This window comes from Streptomyces sp. NPDC008317, assembly GCF_042955955.1.
Classification (GTDB): Bacteria; Actinomycetota; Actinomycetes; order Streptomycetales; family Streptomycetaceae; genus Actinacidiphila.
In genome coordinates, this window is sequence record NZ_JBIBFQ010000005.1 from 234748 (window position 1) to 249938 (window position 15191).

Here is a 15191-nt window from a genome sequence, read left to right on the forward strand (position 1 = left end):
CTGCCGCCCGCGACGGCCGCTGATCAGCCCCTTTCACCACGCAAGGCGCGTTCCCGTGCCGCGCCGTGCCACCGCCGGGTGCCGTCCTCGCCGCCCGCCGTGCGGGTCGTCGCGGCGGCGGTCCGCGCGCCGGACACATCCGCACATCCGTACGGCGCGCTCCGCGCGAGCCGAGGGCCGTACGCCATTTCCCAGGGGAGAGCCATGACCCAGCCCATCGACTCCGTGACCGCGGGCACCACCGCGGAGGACACCGCGGCGCGGGACCTGCCGGGGTGGTCGTTCGAGACCCAGCAGGTGCACGCGGGCACCGCGCCCGACCCGACGACCGGCGCGCGGGCGGTGCCGATCTACCAGACGACGTCGTTCGTGTTCCGGGACACGCAGCACGCCGCCGACCTGTTCTCGCTGGCGGAGCCCGGCAACATCTACACGCGCATCCACAATCCGACGCAGGACGCCTTCGAGCAGCGGGTCGCCGCGCTGGAGGGCGGTGTCGCGGCGGTGGCGCTGGCGTCGGGACAGGCCGCGGAGACGCTGGCGATCCTCACGCTGGCGCGCTCCGGTGACCACATCGTCTCCAGCGCGTCGCTGTACGGCGGCACGTACAACCTCTTCCGTCACACGCTGCCGAAGTTCGGCATCGAGGTGTCCTTCGTGGAGGACCCCGACGACGCGGACGCGTGGAGGGCGGCGATCCGGCCGGAGACGAAGGCGCTGTTCGCCGAGACGCTGGGCAATCCGCGCGGCAATGTGCTGGACGTGCGGGCGGTCGCCGACGTCGCGCACGCGGCGGGTCTGCCGCTGATCGTGGACAACACGGTGCCGACGCCGTTCCTGCTGCGGCCGATCGAGCACGGCGCGGACATCGTGGTGCACTCGGCGACCAAGTTCCTCGGCGGGCACGGCACGACGATCGCGGGCGTGGTCGTGGACGGCGGGACCTTCGACTTCGGGGCGCACGCCGAGCAGTTCCCCGACTTCACCGAGCCCGACCCCAGCTACCACGGTCTCCAGTACTGGCCCGCGCTCGGCCCCGGCGCCTTCGCGGCGAAGCTGCGCGTGCAGCTCCTGCGCGACCTCGGCCCGGCGCTGTCGCCGCACTCGTCCTTCCTGCTGCTCCAGGGCGTCGAGACGCTGTCGCTGCGGCTGGAGCGGCACTCGACCAACGCGCAGGCGCTCGCGGAGTGGCTGGAGGCGCGTGACGAGGTCGCGGTCGTCCACTATCCGGGACTGCCCTCCAGCCGCTGGCACGACGCGGCCCAGCGCTATCTGCCGCGCGGGGCGGGCGCGGTGCTCGCCTTCGAGCTGCGGGACGGCGCGGAGGCCGGAAAGCGGTTCGTGGACGCGGTGTCGCTCTTCAGCCACCTGGCCAACATCGGTGACGTGCGGAGCCTGATCATCCACCCGGCGTCCACCACGCACAGCCAGTTGGACGAGGAGCAGCTCGCCGCCACCGGCACCTCGCCGGGCCTGGTGCGGCTGTCGGTCGGCATCGAGCACATCGACGACCTCAAGGCCGACCTGGAGGCGGGCTTCCGCGCGGCGAAGGGCGCGTCCTGAACACCGCTGCCACCACTGGGGTCCCCCTGCTGCCCGCCACGGGCGCCTGGCAGCCGGGGGACCCGCCGGGGCGCCGGAACTGGCACGCCCTCGACCGGCCGCTGGCCCTGGAGGCGGGCGGCGAACTGCCGGGCGTGCGGCTGGCGTTCGAGACCTGGGGGCGGCTCGCGCCGGACGCGTCCAACGCGGTCCTGGTGCTGCACGCCCTGACCGGGGACAGCCATGCGGCGGGCCCGGCGGGTCCCGGGCATCCGACCGCCGGGTGGTGGGACGCCCTGATCGGACCGGGCCGCGCGTTGGACACCGACCGGTGGTTCGTGGTCGCGCCGAACGTCCTCGGCGGCTGTCAGGGCAGTACGGGTCCGTCCTCGTACGGTCCCGACGGTCGTCGCTGGGGCGGTTCCTTCCCGTTTCTGACGCAGCGTGACCAGGTCGCCGCCGAGGCGGAGTTGGCCGACGCGCTGGGCATCGGGAGCTGGGCGCTGGTGGTCGGCGGGTCGATGGGCGGGATGCGCGCCCTGGAGTGGGCGGTCGGTCGCCCCGAGCGCACCCGCGCCCTGCTGCTGCTCGCCTCCCCCGCCGCGGCGAGTGCCGAGCAGATCGCCTGGGCCGCCGTCCAGTCGCACGCCATCCGCTCGGACCCGCACTGGCGCGGCGGCGACTACCACGACGCGGGTCCGGGCCGCGGACCGCACGCGGGGCTCGGCCTCGCGCGGCGGCTGGCCCACGTCACCTACCGCAGCGAGGGCGAGCTGCGGTCCCGCTTCGGCCGCTCCGCGCAGGACGGCGAGGAGCCCTGGCGCGGCGGGCGGTACGCCGTCGAGTCGTATCTCGACCACCACGCCGCCAAGCTGGTGCGGCGGTTCGACGCGGCCAGCTACGTCGTGCTCACCGAGGCGATGAACGCGCACGACATCGGCAGATCCCGCGGCGGTACGGCGGCGGCCCTGCGCCGCGTGACCGCCACGACCCTGGTCGCCGGAGTCGACTCCGACCGCCTCTACCCCCTCCCCCAGCAGGCCGAGTTGGCGGCGGGCATCCCGCACTCCGACCGGCTGCGGATCGTCGAATCGCCGTACGGGCACGACGGATTCCTCATCGAGACGGATCAAGTGGCCGCGCTCGTCAGAGAACTGACGGCGTGAGGGGCATGGGGTGCTGACGGAAGAACTGCCACATCAGGGCGTCGGCGCTGATCTCACGCGTCGTCGTACCGTTGCCCGCGGAGTCCTGTGGTGATCCCGGCCAGGTGTGACCGCCGTCCGACACCGAGTACAGCTCGACGTCCGCGCCGTCGCGGCAGCCTCCGTAGACGGTCCGCTGGACGTGTGCGGTGGTCTGGGTGGTGGCCGGTCCCGTCGTGCAGCCGTTGAGGGAGGCCCAGCGCTGCTGGGCGGCGGGCACCGAGTAGTGCCAGGCGGCGCTGTCGCCGCCGCCGTAGTACGGGTTGGTGTTGTCCTGCTGCCCGTGGAAGGCGATCACCGGTACGGCTCTGCCGGGCGCGCAGGACGCGGCGTCCGGCCGGCTGCCGTCGGCGGGGTCGGGGCGCCCGGCGCGGATGCCCGCCACCGGGGCGATCGCGGCGACCTTGTCGGCCAGCGCGCACGCCAGCGCGGAGGTCATCCGGCCGCCGCCGGAGTAGCCGGTCGCGTACACCCGCGCCGGGTCGACGCAGGCGGAGGGCGTGACCGTGTCGACTACCTGGCGCAGGAATCCGACGTCGTCGCGGGTGCCCTGCGGGGTGACGGAGGGAACGTTCCAGATGAAGCCGCCGCCGCTGGGCACCACCCCGGTGGGCGCGGCGACGACGAAGCCGTTCGCGTCGGCGGTCGGCGCCATGTCGCTGTACGCGAGCTGCCCGGCGCCCGTGCCCTGGCTGCCGTGCAGATCCAGCACCAGAGGCAGCAGCGCGCCTTGGGCGCGAGCCGGGATACGGACGAGGACCTGGTAGGTCGCGCCGCCGAACGACACCGGCGTGTTGTACTGCCCGCTGCCGAGCGCGGGCACGCACTGATCCGGCGCCGTCCCTCCCCCGTCGGGGAGGTTCCACTTCTGCCAGGCGTTGGCGTTGGAGTCCCAGATCTGCAACTGGGTGCCGTTGGCCGTGCTGCCGCCCGGATCATCGAGGAAACGGCCCGACTGAGGATTCCTGAGATGCCCGTCCGACTGGGCCTGCCACTGCTGCGCGCCCGAACCGTTGCACGTCCAGAGCTGGACCTTCGTCCCGTTCGCCGTCCCCTGGCCCGTCACGTCCAGGCACTTGCCCAGCGCCCGGACCGTACCGTCCGAACCGACCGTCCACGACTGCGCGTTGGTGCCATTGCAGTCGTAAAGCTGCACGGGAGTGCCGTCCGCGCTGCTCGCCGACGCCACATCCACACACTTGCCGCCGACACCCGTGATGGGTCCCGTACGAGCGGACGGCGAGGTCGGAGGAGAGGTGGGCGGGGTGCCGGTGGGGACGGTGAACTGGCCCTGGCTGAGGACGCGGGAGGTGGTGAAGGTGGTCTGGAGACCGGCGGTGGTGTTGGCCGAGGTGAGGTAGTCGGACCAGATCATGAACCAGGTCCACAGCGGCTGGGCCGCCAACTGCGCGGGCGTGGGGACCGTACCGACCTCGGCGAGCGAAACCGGCTTGCCGTGGGCCTGGTTGACGATCGCCTGGTACCACTCGGTGCTGGCCGAGCCGTGCACCCACGGGTCGAGGCTGGCGACGTCCACGTACGCGTCACCCGGGTAGTAGTCGGCCACGTGGGCCGCTCCGCCGTCGATGTCCTTGACGTTCCAGACCCAGATGATGTTGTCCAGGCCCTTGGACTCCAGGTAGTCGTGGGTGATCTGGAACAGCCGGGCGCTCCCGGCCGCGCCGGTCTTGCCGCCCCACCAGGCCCAGCCTTCGTTCATCTCGTGCAGCGGACGGAACAGCACGGGGATGCCCGCGTCCTTCAACTGCTGGACGTACGGCACCACTTGGTCGAGCCTGCGCTTGTAGTCGGTGTTCAGCGTCGAGCCGTCCGTGACGAGCTGGCTCCACTCCGGGTCCGACAGGTGGCTGCCCTTGATGGGGTTGGGACCGGTGTCGAAGTCGCAGGTCGCCACGTCGGGGCGGCACATGTGCCAGGTGAGGTTGACCAGTGAGCCGTTGGCCCACTCGGTCTTCGCCTGGTCGATCATCGTCTGGCGGTTGGCGATGTCGTCCGGCCGGAAGCCGAACTCCCCGCCCCACAGCCCGGCCCACTTCCCGGTGATCGAGTGGGCCTGGGCCGTGTAGGCCGAGGGCTGGCTGAGCGGTTCCTTGTTGTGGACGCCGCTGATCACATGGTTCCCGCTGATCTGGTGCAGGTAGCCGATCACCGCGTCGGGCGTCGAGGCACCGGTCGCCGACGCCTGCGGGGGCGAGGTCGCCAGCCACGCCCCGGCCACCAGCGGCAGCGCGGCGAGCAAGGCGGCCCGCCTGCGGGTGAAGATCTTCGCTCTCATCGGACCCTCTCATGTATCCCATGGGGGTGGAACGTTGCATGCCGCGCGTCCGTGGCAGCGAGATGTCGCGTCATCGCGGCCACGGGAAATCGGCGGAAAGACCAACGCCTGGAAGCTAGAACTCTGGTCTAGGCCATGTCAATGAGTCCGGCACACGTTTTCTAAAACGTGCCAGTAACTCACCAGTAACCAAGGAGGGATCGCGGGGCGCGGCCGGGCACGCGAGAGAGCGCGGGCGGGCCACAGCGCGGGAAGACGTACTCGTACGGACGAGGGACACGGCACCGACAGCGGTGGGGCGGCGCGCCGTCACTGGCGATCCGACCTCAACAGCCCGACGACAGCGCGGTGTTACGGCCGGGGCGGCGGCGCTGTCGAACCCCTCGGGACGAGGCCGGGGATCTGGGCCGCGTGGGACGCCGGTTTCTGATGCGTCATCACATCGAAGAGCGTCTCGGTGACGTCGGCGCCGAAGGAGAAGATGTCGTGCCGCATCGCCGAGAGCATGGGCCGGGTGAGCTGGCACAACTGCGAGTCGTCCCAGGCGAGCAAGGACAGGTCCTGCGGTACGGACAGGCCGAATTCGGCGGCCACGCCCAGCGCGGTGACGGCCATGATGTCGTTGTCGAAGACGATCGCCGTGGGGCGCTCGGCGGAGAGCAGGAGCGTACGGCAGGCGCGGCTGCCCTGGTCGGCGGAGAAGTCGGCGACGACGGTCTGCGCCGACAGGCCCAACTCGGCCGCCGTCTCGGTGAACGCGCGGGTCCTGATGGCGCTGTGCCCCAGCTCGGCGGGTCCGCTCACCCGGGCCACCCTGCGGTGCCCGAGCGCCGCCAGATAGCGGACCGCCTCGACGGTCGCGGCGGCGTCGTCGGTCCACACGGAGGTGAACGGACCGGCGAGCGAGGGGTGTCCGACGGCCACGGCGGGCAGGCCGATCGCGGACAGCGCCGGGATGCGCGGATCGTCCACCCGCAGGTCGACCAGGATGCTGCCATTGACCCGGTTGCCCTGCCACCACTCGCGGTGGACCTCGATCTCGTCGTCGGCCTCGACCAGCCGCAGCAGGAGCGAGCAGGAGTGGCGGCCGAGCACGCTCTCGATACCGGAGATGAACTCCATGTAGAACGGTTCGAGGCCGAGCATCCGCGCGGGTCTGGCGATGGCGAGTCCCACGGTGTGCAGCGCCCGGCCGGACAGCGACTGCGCCGCCTGGTTCGGGCTCCAGCCCAGGTCACGGGCGGCCTGGAGGATGCGTTCCTTCGTACTGGACGACACGCCCGGCTTGTTGTGCACGGCGATGGTCACAGCGGACGGCGAGACTCCCGCACGCCGGGCGACGTCCTTGATCGTGGCCTTGCGCCCGCCGCCCGCTGCTGCCGTCTGGCTCACCCGGATGTCCGCCTTCGTCTCGTGGTCGGGCCGTGCCGAGACGCGCCGCACCGGGGCCGGAAGTCGCGGGTCGCGGGGAGTCCCGGCCGAGGGGTGGACCGTGCGAGCCGCCTCGTCGGCTCAGCGTACACTCAAACGTTGCATACGCGCCGGTCGGCGACGGTCAGCGGCCCAAGCAGCACCGGAGCCGGTCGACGGGCCCACGCCCCGGCCGTACGCCGCGACGCGGGCCCGTGGCTCAGCGCGCTCCGGCCGTGGCCGCTCCCGCGATGGCCGCCGCACCGACCAGTCCGGCGTCCCCCCGCAGCGCGGCCCGCTCCACGAGTACCCCGGCCGCGAACGGCAGCGCGGCGTATGACTCCAAGTGGCGGCGCAGCGGCGGGAACAGCACGTCGGCGGCCTCGGCGACGCCCCCGCCGATGACGGCCGCCTCGATCTCCACCAGGGTGGCGACCGCCGCGATGCCCGCGGCCAGGGCCCGCGCGGCGGAGTCGAAGGCCGCCAGCGCGACCGGGTGGCCCCGCCGGGCGCCGACGGCCACCGCCGCCGCGTCGGCCGGTCCCTCCTCGGGCCGCCAGCCCTGCTCCAGCGCGCGGCGCGTGATGGACGTGCCGCTCGCCAACTGCTCGACGCAGCCCCGCGATCCGCAGACGCACGGCTCGCCGAGCAGGTCGACGGTGATGTGCCCCAGATGCCCGGCGTTGCCGGTCGGACCGCTGCGGACAGCGTTGTCAAGGATGAGTCCGGCGCCAACACCGGTCGAGACCACCATGCACAGCGCGTTCCGGTATCCGCGCGCGGCGCCGATCCAGTGCTCCGCCGCCGTCATCGCCACGGCGTCGCCGCACAGCACCACCGGCTTTCCCGCCACGGCGGGGTGCGCCCGTACGCGCTCGACGATCGGGAAGCCGCGCCAGGCGGGGATGTTCACCGGGCTCACCGTGCCCGCCGCGATGTCGACAGGACCCGCGCTGCCGATGCCCAACGCCGTGACCGCGCGCCAGTCCTGATGCTCGGTCAGCTCGGCCAGCACCTCGAGGACGGCGCCGAGAACCGCCGAGTCGGCGCCCGCGGGCGTCGGACGCCGGGCCCGGTGGCGTACGCGGCCCTCGGCGTCCACCAGCGCTCCGGCGATCTTCGTCCCGCCGATGTCCAGGGCGGCCAGCAGTCGCCCTCCGACCTCGGGCAGGAGCAAGGACGGCTGCGCGGCATCAGTGGCCATGGGGTGGATCTCCGTTCACGGCAGAGAGACGGGAGACGGGCCGGCCGTGGGAACTGGCCCCATTTAGGCGTGCGTCAGCGCAAAGGAGTCGATCTCGGACCAGCATGCTACTACAGCGTTTTATGGACGACGACACGCCATGCCGTGCCCGCTGCCCTCCTGTCGCGGTCCGGTCCGTGCCCGGTGTCCTCCGCACCGCCCGGTCCGGGCAGACTCGTCGGCAGCGGGAATCACCGCCGGCCGCGCGCCATGCGGCCGCTCACACGCGGTCCCTCAGACGCGGGGGCTCGGCGGCGCGAGCACGAGGGCCTGGCGGCGCTGATGGACGGTCAGGTAGCGCAGCCCGTGCGGACCCGCGGTGAACGCGCGCAGCGAGCGGCGCGGGAGCCACACCAAATCGCCGGGGACGAGGAGGACTTGGTCGAGTTCGGTGGTGAGGCGGCCGTCGCCGTCGAGGATGTGGACGAGCACGTCGAGGTCGGGGCCGAGGTGCGGTGCGATGCCCGCGTGCGGCGGGAGTTGGATGATGTTGGAGTCCAAGTCGCGTTCACGCATGCGCAGTTTCCACACCGCGCCGGAGGCGTCGGGCACGCCCGGCGGTGCGACGGCCGGGGCGCCCGGACCGTCCGCGGAATCCGGGAAGGCCGGGGCCGCCGAAACCACCGCGGAGTCCGAGACCACCGGGGAGTCCGAGACCACCGGGGAGTCCGAGACCGCCGGGGAGTCCGAGACCACCGGGGAGTCCGGTGGCCGCGCGCCGGTCAGGACGCGGGGCAGCGAGGTCGACGCGAGTTTGCGGATGCGGATCCGCCACTCCCCCGGCGCCTTGTCCTCGTACTGCCAGTCGTGGCCGCCCGGGTGCTCCGTGTCGAACTCCTCGCGCAGGTGGCGGGGGTCGTGGTCGTTGACCAGGACCAGCGAATCCCCTACTGCGAGGGCGTCGTACGCGGCGAAGACGGCGGGGTGCCTGCCGGGCTTGGGCAGCGGACGTACGTCGAGCTCGGGTCCTGGCACGGGCCGCGCCTCCCTCTATTTCTACAAGTGGCGATTGTGTAAACTCTAGCGCATGACGCCTCCCTCCGATCCCACGGACGCCGTGACCGACGCGCCCGCCGGCCGTCGGCGGGACGTCCTCGACCTGCTCCGACGATCGGCGGCGCCGCTGAGCATCGCCGACATCGCCCGCCGCCTCGAAGTGCACCCGAACACGGCCCGGTTCCACCTCGACACATTGGTGGGGCACGGGCAGGCGGAGCAGGTCACGGCCGCGCGCACCGGGCCCGGAAGGCCGCCGCTGCTGTTCCGCGCCAGCCCTGGCATGGACCGGACGGGGCCGCGCAATTACCGGCTGCTCGCGTCGATCCTCGTCGAGGAGCTGTCGCACAGGCCCCGTCCCACGCAGGCGGCGGTCGCGGCCGGGCGCGCCTGGGGCGGGGAGTTGGCCGAGGCACCGGACGCAGCGGCCCCGTCGGGCACGGTCACGGAGGTGCGCACGACGGTCACCGAGGCGCGCGCGGTCGAAGGTCTCATCCGCCTGCTCGACGACCTCGGCTTCGCTCCGGAGCGCCCTCCGCGCGGCGGCGTCGACCGGATCGGCTTGCGGCACTGCCCCTTCCTCGACCTGGCGCAGGAGCGGTCGAAGGTCGTCTGCCCGATCCATCTGGGCCTGATCCAGGGCGCGTTGGCCGCGATGGAGGCGCCGCTGACCGCCGAGCGGCTGGAGCCGTTCGTGGAACCCGACCTGTGCGTGGTCCACCTCGGCCGGGCGGCACGCCCCGTGGAAGGGAAGGGGCGTTGAGCGTGTCGGCGGCGGCCTCGGTGGCCCTGGTGTTCACCTGGCTCGGGATGGTCCTCGCCATCTCCTTCCTGGAGGCGCCGCTGAAGTTCCGCGCCCCGGACGTCACCGTCCGTATCGGTCTCGGCATCGGCCGCCTGGTGTTCCGCGCGCTCAACTCCGTCGAAGGGGTCTTCGCGGTGACTCTGCTGACCGTCGCGGCCAGCGGGCCCCTTTCCGCCCGCACGACGGTCGCGCTGACTGCCGCCGTGGCTCTGCTCGTCCTCCAACTGGCCGTGGTACGGCCCCGCCTGACCCGCCGTTCGAACGCGGTCCTGGCCGGGCAGGACCCACCAGGCTCCCACGCCCACTACGCCTACATCGGCCTGGAAGCCGCCAAGGTCGCGGCCCTGATCACGGCAGGCACCCTGCTGCTGGCCGGTTGACGCCCGCGAGCCGGTCCCCACGGTGCGGAACCGGCCGATCAGAAGAGGGCGATCGGGTTGACCGGGACGCCGGTCATGCCGTGGATACGCGGCGGCGCGACGGAGAGCAGGAAGCTGTAGCGCCCCAACTCCGCGCACAGCGCGGCGAGATCGTCGAGCTGTGAGGCGTCGATCAGGGGCATGGCCATCCGGCCGAGTGCCACGCCGTGCAGCGGCGACGGCCCGTTCGGATCGAGCGGTGGGAAGGCGTCGCCCCGGTCACCGGTGTAGACGGCGACCTGGCGGTGGTGCATCCAGCGCACCGCGTCGAGGCTGATGCCCGGTGTCGGTGTGCCGGGGACGGGCGTGGCGGGCCAGCCGAGCCGGATCGCGAGGGCGTCGCCCGAGCGCACCTCGACGTTCTGCCGCTTCTCGGCCTCCTCCAGGTCGTGGGAGGTCACCGCGTGACCGGGCGCGAGCGGGCCGTCCACGGCCAGGTCGAGCAGCACCCCGCGTGTGACGATGCCCGCGGCGAAGGCCCCCGTCGAAGCGAAGGTCACGCCCGCGGCGGTCACGACCTGGTCCCTCGGACGTCCGGGGTAGACCTGACCGTCGGTCGACCAGTGCGCCAGCGCGTCGATGTGGGTCGAGCCCGCGTGGTGGTTCTGCGTCAGCGTCAGATCGGCCGCCACGGGAACGCCGGTGTAGGACATCATCTGCTGGACCGGGGAGACGTCCACCGTCGTCGGCGCGAACGGGCTGCTGACGATGGGGGTCGGCGTGATCGGCTGCGCCAACGACACCCACCGGCCGGTCCGCACCTCGGCGGCGGCCTGTGCGCGTACGGCGTCGGTGATCAGATTGAGCGTGCCGAATTCGTCGTCGGAACCCCAGCGGCCCCAGTTGTCCGGAAGTTCCTGCTCGGTCGGATCGGTCACGTGAGCGCTTCCCCTCTTGCGATGTGCGGGAGCCGCGCGATGCGCCGAACTGCCCTTGTTCGCCCCGGCCGACGCACCACCAGCGGCCAACAGCATACGGTCGACACCCTTTTCACACCTGCCACATCCGGGATCGGACGGACGGGGTGGCAGCGGCGGGGATCGTGACGCTCGACGCAGCCGTTCCAGCCGGGACGCCACCCGCCTCCGCACGGCCCGCGCACCCGCCCGACGGCGGGAACGGGCGGCGGGTCCCGTGACATACCGTCACCCCGATGCGTGCCGTGACGTGCGCGGCCCGGCGTTACGGCGAAGGGTGGGAAGTTCAGGGCGCCGCGCCGGGCGGGGGCTCCGTACCGGAGGTTTGCGCACATGCGGTCCCTGCACCCGTCGCCCGCCCGCTCCGTGCCAGCGGACGTACACCGGTCGTGACCGGGGAGGACACCGCGACACCGGCCGCCGGGTCGCCGCCGCGGGTCGCCTGGGCGTGGCCCGGCTTCGCGCGCGGTCTGCTGTACGCGCTGCCGGGCGCCGCGGTGGCGCTGCACGATCCGGGCGCGGGCATGGCGCTGGCGGTGGGCGTGCTCCCCGCCGCCGTCATGCGCATGCCCGCCCGGCGGCGGGCCCGGTTCATGACCGTCGTGGTCGGCCTGTGCACCGGCCTGCCGATGGTGCTGGGGTCGCTGCTGGTGCAGGTGCGGTGGGTCGCGGTGCCCGGCGTGTTCCTGCTGGCATACGCGTCCGCCGTCGTCGCCGCACGGCGCCCCGCAGGGATGGTGCTGCTCGCGCTCAGCCTGCCCATGGTGGGCGCAGGGCTGAGCTACGACGACGTGTCCCAGGCGCTCGGCATCACCGGGCTGATCGTCGCGGGCTCCGCGTACGCCTGGCTGGTGTCGCTGCTGTGGCCGTCGACAGCGCCGCCCCCCAGGCCGCCGGGCCCGCCGCACTCCGCCGAGCAGGCCAGGATGTACGGTCTGCGGCTCGGCGCGGCCGGGGCCGCCGCGGCGGGCTGCGGTCTGGCGCTGGCGCCGACGCATCCGGGCTGGCCGGTGGTGGCCGCGCTGATGGTCATGCGTCCGCGACCCCAGATGCAACGGCTGCGGTCCTTCGGCCGGGTGCTGTCGGTGCTGGCCGGTGGCGCGGTCGCGCTCCTGCTGCTCCGTAACGACGCGCCGGACTGGGCGTACGCGGTGACCGCCGCGGCCACGCTCGCGCTCGCCGCGGCGACCCAGGGCAGCCGCTGGTATCTGACCCCCGCGTACTCGACGGTCCTCGTGCTGCTCCTGCTGCTGCACGCGGAGCCCGACCAGGCCCGTGCCCGGGCCGACGAGCGCCTGTGGGCCACGATCGCGGGCGTGGCCCTCGCGTATCTCTTCGGCCTGCTCCTGCCGAGGATTCTGCGGCTGCCGGCGGTGTCGCGCCTGCTGGGGGGGACGGGACGCGGCTGAGCGCCGTGCCCCTCACCGCGCGGGCGCGACCTGCTTCGTCTCCTGCGGCGCGGCGATCCGGCCGAGCGAGCGGTCGACGAGGGTGAGGACGAGGAAGACGGCCGCGGCGGCGAGCATGAACAGGGCGAGACCGTGCAGTCCCGAGGTGGTCGCGCGGCGGCCGAAGAAGGCGCCGGTCGCGGAGGAGGCGACCATGGCGCCCAGATACATGAACGTCCGCAGCAGCCCGGACGACGCGCCCATGCGCGCGGGGTCGGCCTGGAAGTAGAGCGCGTTCTGGTTGGCGAGGCTGACCAGGCCCTGCGGCAGTCCGAGGACGACGGCGACCGCGACCAGCAGCCACACCGCGGCGTGGTCGCCCACGGCCAACAGCATGGCGCAGGCGACGAGTTGGGCCACGGCGCCGACGACCAGCTTGCCGCGCACGACGGCCTTGCGCCCGGTGAGGGTGGACACGACGATGCCGACCGCGAAGGTGGGCAGCAGGAGCAGCCCGGCCGCGGAGGCGCTCAGCCCCCTGCCGTCCTCCAGCCACTGCGTGAAACCGTAGATGAAGGAGTACGAGACGGTGTACGCGACGAAGGTGCGGGCGTAGGTCGCCAGCAGCGGGATGTTGCCCGCCAAGACGCCGACGTCGATGAACGGGTCGGCGGCGCGCCGCTCGCGCAGGGCGAATCCGGTGCCCGCGAGCAGGGTGAGCGCGATGAGCCAGGCCCGGTCGGTGCGGGCGTCCATGAGGAACAGCAGCAGCGATACGAGGGTGGCGGCGAAGAGCAGGACGCCCGCCCAGTCGAGGCGGTTGCGCGGGCGCGGCCCGCCGTCGGGGAACGGGGCGCCGTCGGTGGCGCCCGACGGCGCGATCGCGGTCCTGCCCGGCAGGTGGATCCAACCGAGGACGAGACAGGCGATCGCGAGCGGGATGTTGATGGCGAAGGTGCTCCGCCAGCCGCCGAGGCCGATGAGCAGGCCGCCGAGGGTCGGGCCGATGACGGCGACGGTCTGGCCGGTCACGGCGAGCGTGGTGAGCACGCCCGCGGGGCTCTTCATCCCGGTGCGTTCGGCCTCGCTGCGGATCAGGTACATGGCGGCCGGATAACCGGCGCAGGTGCCGAAGCCGAGGACGACGCGGGCGGCGACGAGGACGGTGAGGTTCGGGGCGAGGGTGCCGATCACCCCGGCGACGCCGGTCAGCGCGGCCCCGGCGAGGAACAGCCGCTTGGGGCCGTACGTGTCGACCAGCCGTCCGACGAGCGGTTGCCCGATGGAGGTGGCCAGGTAGAGCGCGGAGATGAGCCAGGCCGTCCGGGCGGCGTCGGCGCCTAGGGCGGCGCCGATCGGCGCCAGGGCGACGGCGATGATGGAGGAGTTGATGGGGTTGAGGATCGAGCCGATCATCATCGGCGCGAGCAGCCGCCGGTCGAAGGCGCCCTCGGCCGGTGCGGAGGAGGGTTCGGACCGCTCGGACCGCTGGGGCCGCTCGGGCCGGCCTGGAGCGGCCGGTCCGGCGTCCTGCGCGGCGGGTTGTACGGCGGGTTGTACGGCGGCTGGCGCACCCGACGCGGCGATCCATTCCGGCCGTACGGCGGCCTGCTCCGTTCGTACGGCAGGCCCGGCAGGCACGGCGGACGCCTCGGGCTGCTCAGACGGCTCGGACGGCCCCGACTGCCCGGACTGTCCCTGCGGTATCGCGGCCATCAGTTCGTCAGCCTGCCCAACAGGCGCATCGCCTCACTGATCGTGTGCCGCTCCGCGTCGTCGTACTGCTCCTCCAAGGCGCGCGCCAGCCACTCCACGCCCGCCTGCCGAGCGCCCTCCGCGCGCTCGCGGCCCGCCGGGGTCAGCTCGACGATCTGGCGGCGGCCGTCGGCGGGGTCGGGGGTGCGGTGGATCAGTCCCAGCCGCTCGAGGGAGGACAGCGTCGCGGCCATGGACTGCTGCCGTACGTGCTCGGCGTCGGCCAGCGCGGCGGCGGTGACGGCGTCGCCCCGGCTGACGCGCATGAGCACGGACGACTGCGACGGGGTCAGATCCTCCCCGTCCGTCACCTGGAGGATGCGGCGGCGCAGTCTGCCCACCACCACGCGGACGTCCAGAGACGCCTGGAGCATGCCGGGAGCGACCGGCTTCGCTTCACTTTGCATATCGTCAGCCTACACTGTTTAATTCTCACTGTTCAGTTAAGACTGTCTACTTTCGGCCGAGAGGACCCGCCCCTCATGTCCGCATCCCGTACCGCCCTGCTGGTCATGGACTTCCAGAACGGCATCGTGCAGCGCATCGCCGACGACTCCGTCGTGGCCGCGGCGGCCCGCGCGGTCGAGGCCGCCCGCGCCGCCGAGATTCCGGTGATCTTCGTACGGGTCGCCTTCCGGCCCGGCTATCCGGAGACCGCCGCCTCGAACCTCTCCTTCAGCGCCCTCAGCCAGGCAGGGGACGCCTTCACCCAGGACAACCCGGCCACCCAGGTGGTCGACGCGCTCGCCCCGCGCGCCGACGAGCCGGTGGCCGTCAAGCGCCGGGTCAGCGCCTTCACCGGCAGCGACCTGGAGGTCCTGCTGCGCGGCGCCGGTGCGGACTCGCTCGTCCTCACCGGCCTGTCCACCAGCGGCGTCGTCCTGTCCACCATCCGCCAGGCGGCCGACCTCGACTACCGCCTGACCGTCCTGTCCGACGCCTGCGCCGACAACGAGCCCGACGTCCACCGCATCCTCATCGAGAAGGTCTTCCCCAAGCAGGCCCAGGTCATGACCACCGACGAGTGGGTCACGTCCCTCTGAGCCGACGGCTGTTGCCCCACCCCGCGGCCTCACGCGCCGGTGCCCGGCCGCGCCGGAGGGTCGGTGTCCGGCGCCCGTGAAGCGCAGGTCACGGGAGAGGTCCGGCGTTCGCGGACACGCTCTAGACTGAGCGCTCGCGCGGTCGGCGCGCAGGCGCGGTCCGGAGGGAGAG

General features: G+C 72.9%; 13 protein-coding genes. 6 read left to right on the forward strand and 7 right to left on the reverse strand.

Going from position 1 to position 15191, the window contains the following annotated elements:
* The first annotated feature begins 204 nt into the window (after positions 1 to 204).
* Together ACFY9V_RS18170 and ACFY9V_RS18175 are read left to right on the forward strand one after the other, a co-directional pair.
* On the forward strand, positions 205 to 1563 hold the full coding sequence (locus tag ACFY9V_RS18170) for a bifunctional o-acetylhomoserine/o-acetylserine sulfhydrylase (RefSeq protein WP_391161900.1): 1359 nt from the start codon (positions 205 to 207) through the stop codon (positions 1561 to 1563).
* Positions 1560 to 2708, forward strand: coding sequence for a homoserine O-acetyltransferase (locus ACFY9V_RS18175; protein ID WP_355341326.1), 1149 nt, complete (start codon positions 1560 to 1562; stop codon positions 2706 to 2708). The genes ACFY9V_RS18170 and ACFY9V_RS18175 overlap by 4 nt, the downstream gene beginning before the upstream one ends.
* Here the strand turns inward: ACFY9V_RS18175 and ACFY9V_RS18180 are convergent.
* The 4 genes from ACFY9V_RS18180 to ACFY9V_RS18195 form a co-directional block, all read right to left on the reverse strand.
* Entirely contained in the window at positions 2689 to 5043 is a 2355-nt protein-coding gene (locus ACFY9V_RS18180; RefSeq protein ID WP_391161901.1) for a glycosyl hydrolase, read from the reverse strand. The genes ACFY9V_RS18175 and ACFY9V_RS18180 overlap by 20 nt on opposite strands.
* Before the next feature lie 351 nt (positions 5044 to 5394).
* Positions 5395 to 6435: a substrate-binding domain-containing protein gene (locus ACFY9V_RS18185; protein WP_391118126.1), complete on the reverse strand. Its 1041-nt coding sequence runs from the start codon at positions 6433 to 6435 to the stop codon at positions 5395 to 5397.
* Positions 6436 to 6673: 238 nt separating this feature from the next.
* Positions 6674 to 7657, reverse strand: a complete 984-nt coding sequence (locus ACFY9V_RS18190; protein ID WP_391044925.1) for an ROK family protein — start codon at positions 7655 to 7657, stop codon at positions 6674 to 6676.
* A 273-nt stretch (positions 7658 to 7930) separates the two neighbouring features.
* Entirely contained in the window at positions 7931 to 8671 is a 741-nt protein-coding gene (locus ACFY9V_RS18195) for a DUF2249 domain-containing protein (protein WP_391161902.1), read from the reverse strand.
* Between the two features lie 52 nt (positions 8672 to 8723).
* On the opposite strand from ACFY9V_RS18195, the gene ACFY9V_RS18200 reads away from it, so the two are divergent.
* Positions 8724 to 9455, forward strand: a complete 732-nt coding sequence (locus tag ACFY9V_RS18200) for a helix-turn-helix domain-containing protein (RefSeq protein ID WP_391161903.1) — start codon at positions 8724 to 8726, stop codon at positions 9453 to 9455.
* A gap of 47 nt (positions 9456 to 9502) precedes the next feature.
* A complete protein-coding gene (locus tag ACFY9V_RS18205) occupies positions 9503 to 9877 on the forward strand; it encodes a hypothetical protein (RefSeq protein ID WP_391162216.1) in 375 nt (124 codons plus the stop codon).
* A 38-nt stretch (positions 9878 to 9915) separates the two neighbouring features.
* Here the strand turns inward: ACFY9V_RS18205 and ACFY9V_RS18210 are convergent, their stop codons facing one another.
* Positions 9916 to 10794, reverse strand: coding sequence for a cyclase family protein (locus tag ACFY9V_RS18210; RefSeq protein ID WP_391161904.1), 879 nt, complete (start codon positions 10792 to 10794; stop codon positions 9916 to 9918).
* Between the two features lie 428 nt (positions 10795 to 11222).
* Between ACFY9V_RS18210 and ACFY9V_RS18215 the strand changes: the two genes are divergently transcribed.
* Positions 11223 to 12242, forward strand: a complete 1020-nt coding sequence (locus ACFY9V_RS18215; protein WP_391161905.1) for an FUSC family protein — start codon at positions 11223 to 11225, stop codon at positions 12240 to 12242.
* A gap of 12 nt (positions 12243 to 12254) precedes the next feature.
* On the opposite strand, the gene ACFY9V_RS18220 is transcribed toward ACFY9V_RS18215, so the two are convergent.
* Together ACFY9V_RS18220 and ACFY9V_RS18225 are read right to left on the reverse strand one after the other, a co-directional pair.
* A complete protein-coding gene (locus ACFY9V_RS18220; protein ID WP_391162218.1) occupies positions 12255 to 13640 on the reverse strand; it encodes an MFS transporter in 1386 nt (461 codons plus the stop codon).
* A 296-nt stretch (positions 13641 to 13936) separates the two neighbouring features.
* Complete coding sequence (locus ACFY9V_RS18225) at positions 13937 to 14383, reverse strand: MarR family transcriptional regulator (RefSeq protein WP_355340900.1); 447 nt, start codon at positions 14381 to 14383, stop codon at positions 13937 to 13939.
* A 75-nt stretch (positions 14384 to 14458) separates the two neighbouring features.
* On the opposite strand from ACFY9V_RS18225, the gene ACFY9V_RS18230 reads away from it, so the two are divergent.
* Entirely contained in the window at positions 14459 to 15019 is a 561-nt protein-coding gene (locus tag ACFY9V_RS18230; protein ID WP_355340903.1) for a cysteine hydrolase, read from the forward strand.
* The last annotated feature ends 172 nt before the right edge of the window (positions 15020 to 15191 follow it).

Coding starts and splice junctions, on each gene's coding strand:
- ACFY9V_RS18180 (WP_391161901.1), bottom strand. CDS start 5,043: ATGAGAGCGAAGATCTTCACCCGCAGGCGGGCCGCCTTGCTCGCCGCG.
- ACFY9V_RS18205 (WP_391162216.1), top strand. CDS start 9,503: ATGGTCCTCGCCATCTCCTTCCTGGAGGCGCCGCTGAAGTTCCGCGCC.
- ACFY9V_RS18190 (WP_391044925.1), bottom strand. CDS start 7,657: ATGGCCACTGATGCCGCGCAGCCGTCCTTGCTCCTGCCCGAGGTCGGA.
- ACFY9V_RS18200 (WP_391161903.1), top strand. CDS start 8,724: ATGACGCCTCCCTCCGATCCCACGGACGCCGTGACCGACGCGCCCGCC.
- ACFY9V_RS18220 (WP_391162218.1), bottom strand. CDS start 13,640: ATGATGATCGGCTCGATCCTCAACCCCATCAACTCCTCCATCATCGCC.
- ACFY9V_RS18230 (WP_355340903.1), top strand. CDS start 14,459: ATGTCCGCATCCCGTACCGCCCTGCTGGTCATGGACTTCCAGAACGGC.
- ACFY9V_RS18225 (WP_355340900.1), bottom strand. CDS start 14,383: ATGCAAAGTGAAGCGAAGCCGGTCGCTCCCGGCATGCTCCAGGCGTCT.
- ACFY9V_RS18170 (WP_391161900.1), top strand. CDS start 205: ATGACCCAGCCCATCGACTCCGTGACCGCGGGCACCACCGCGGAGGAC.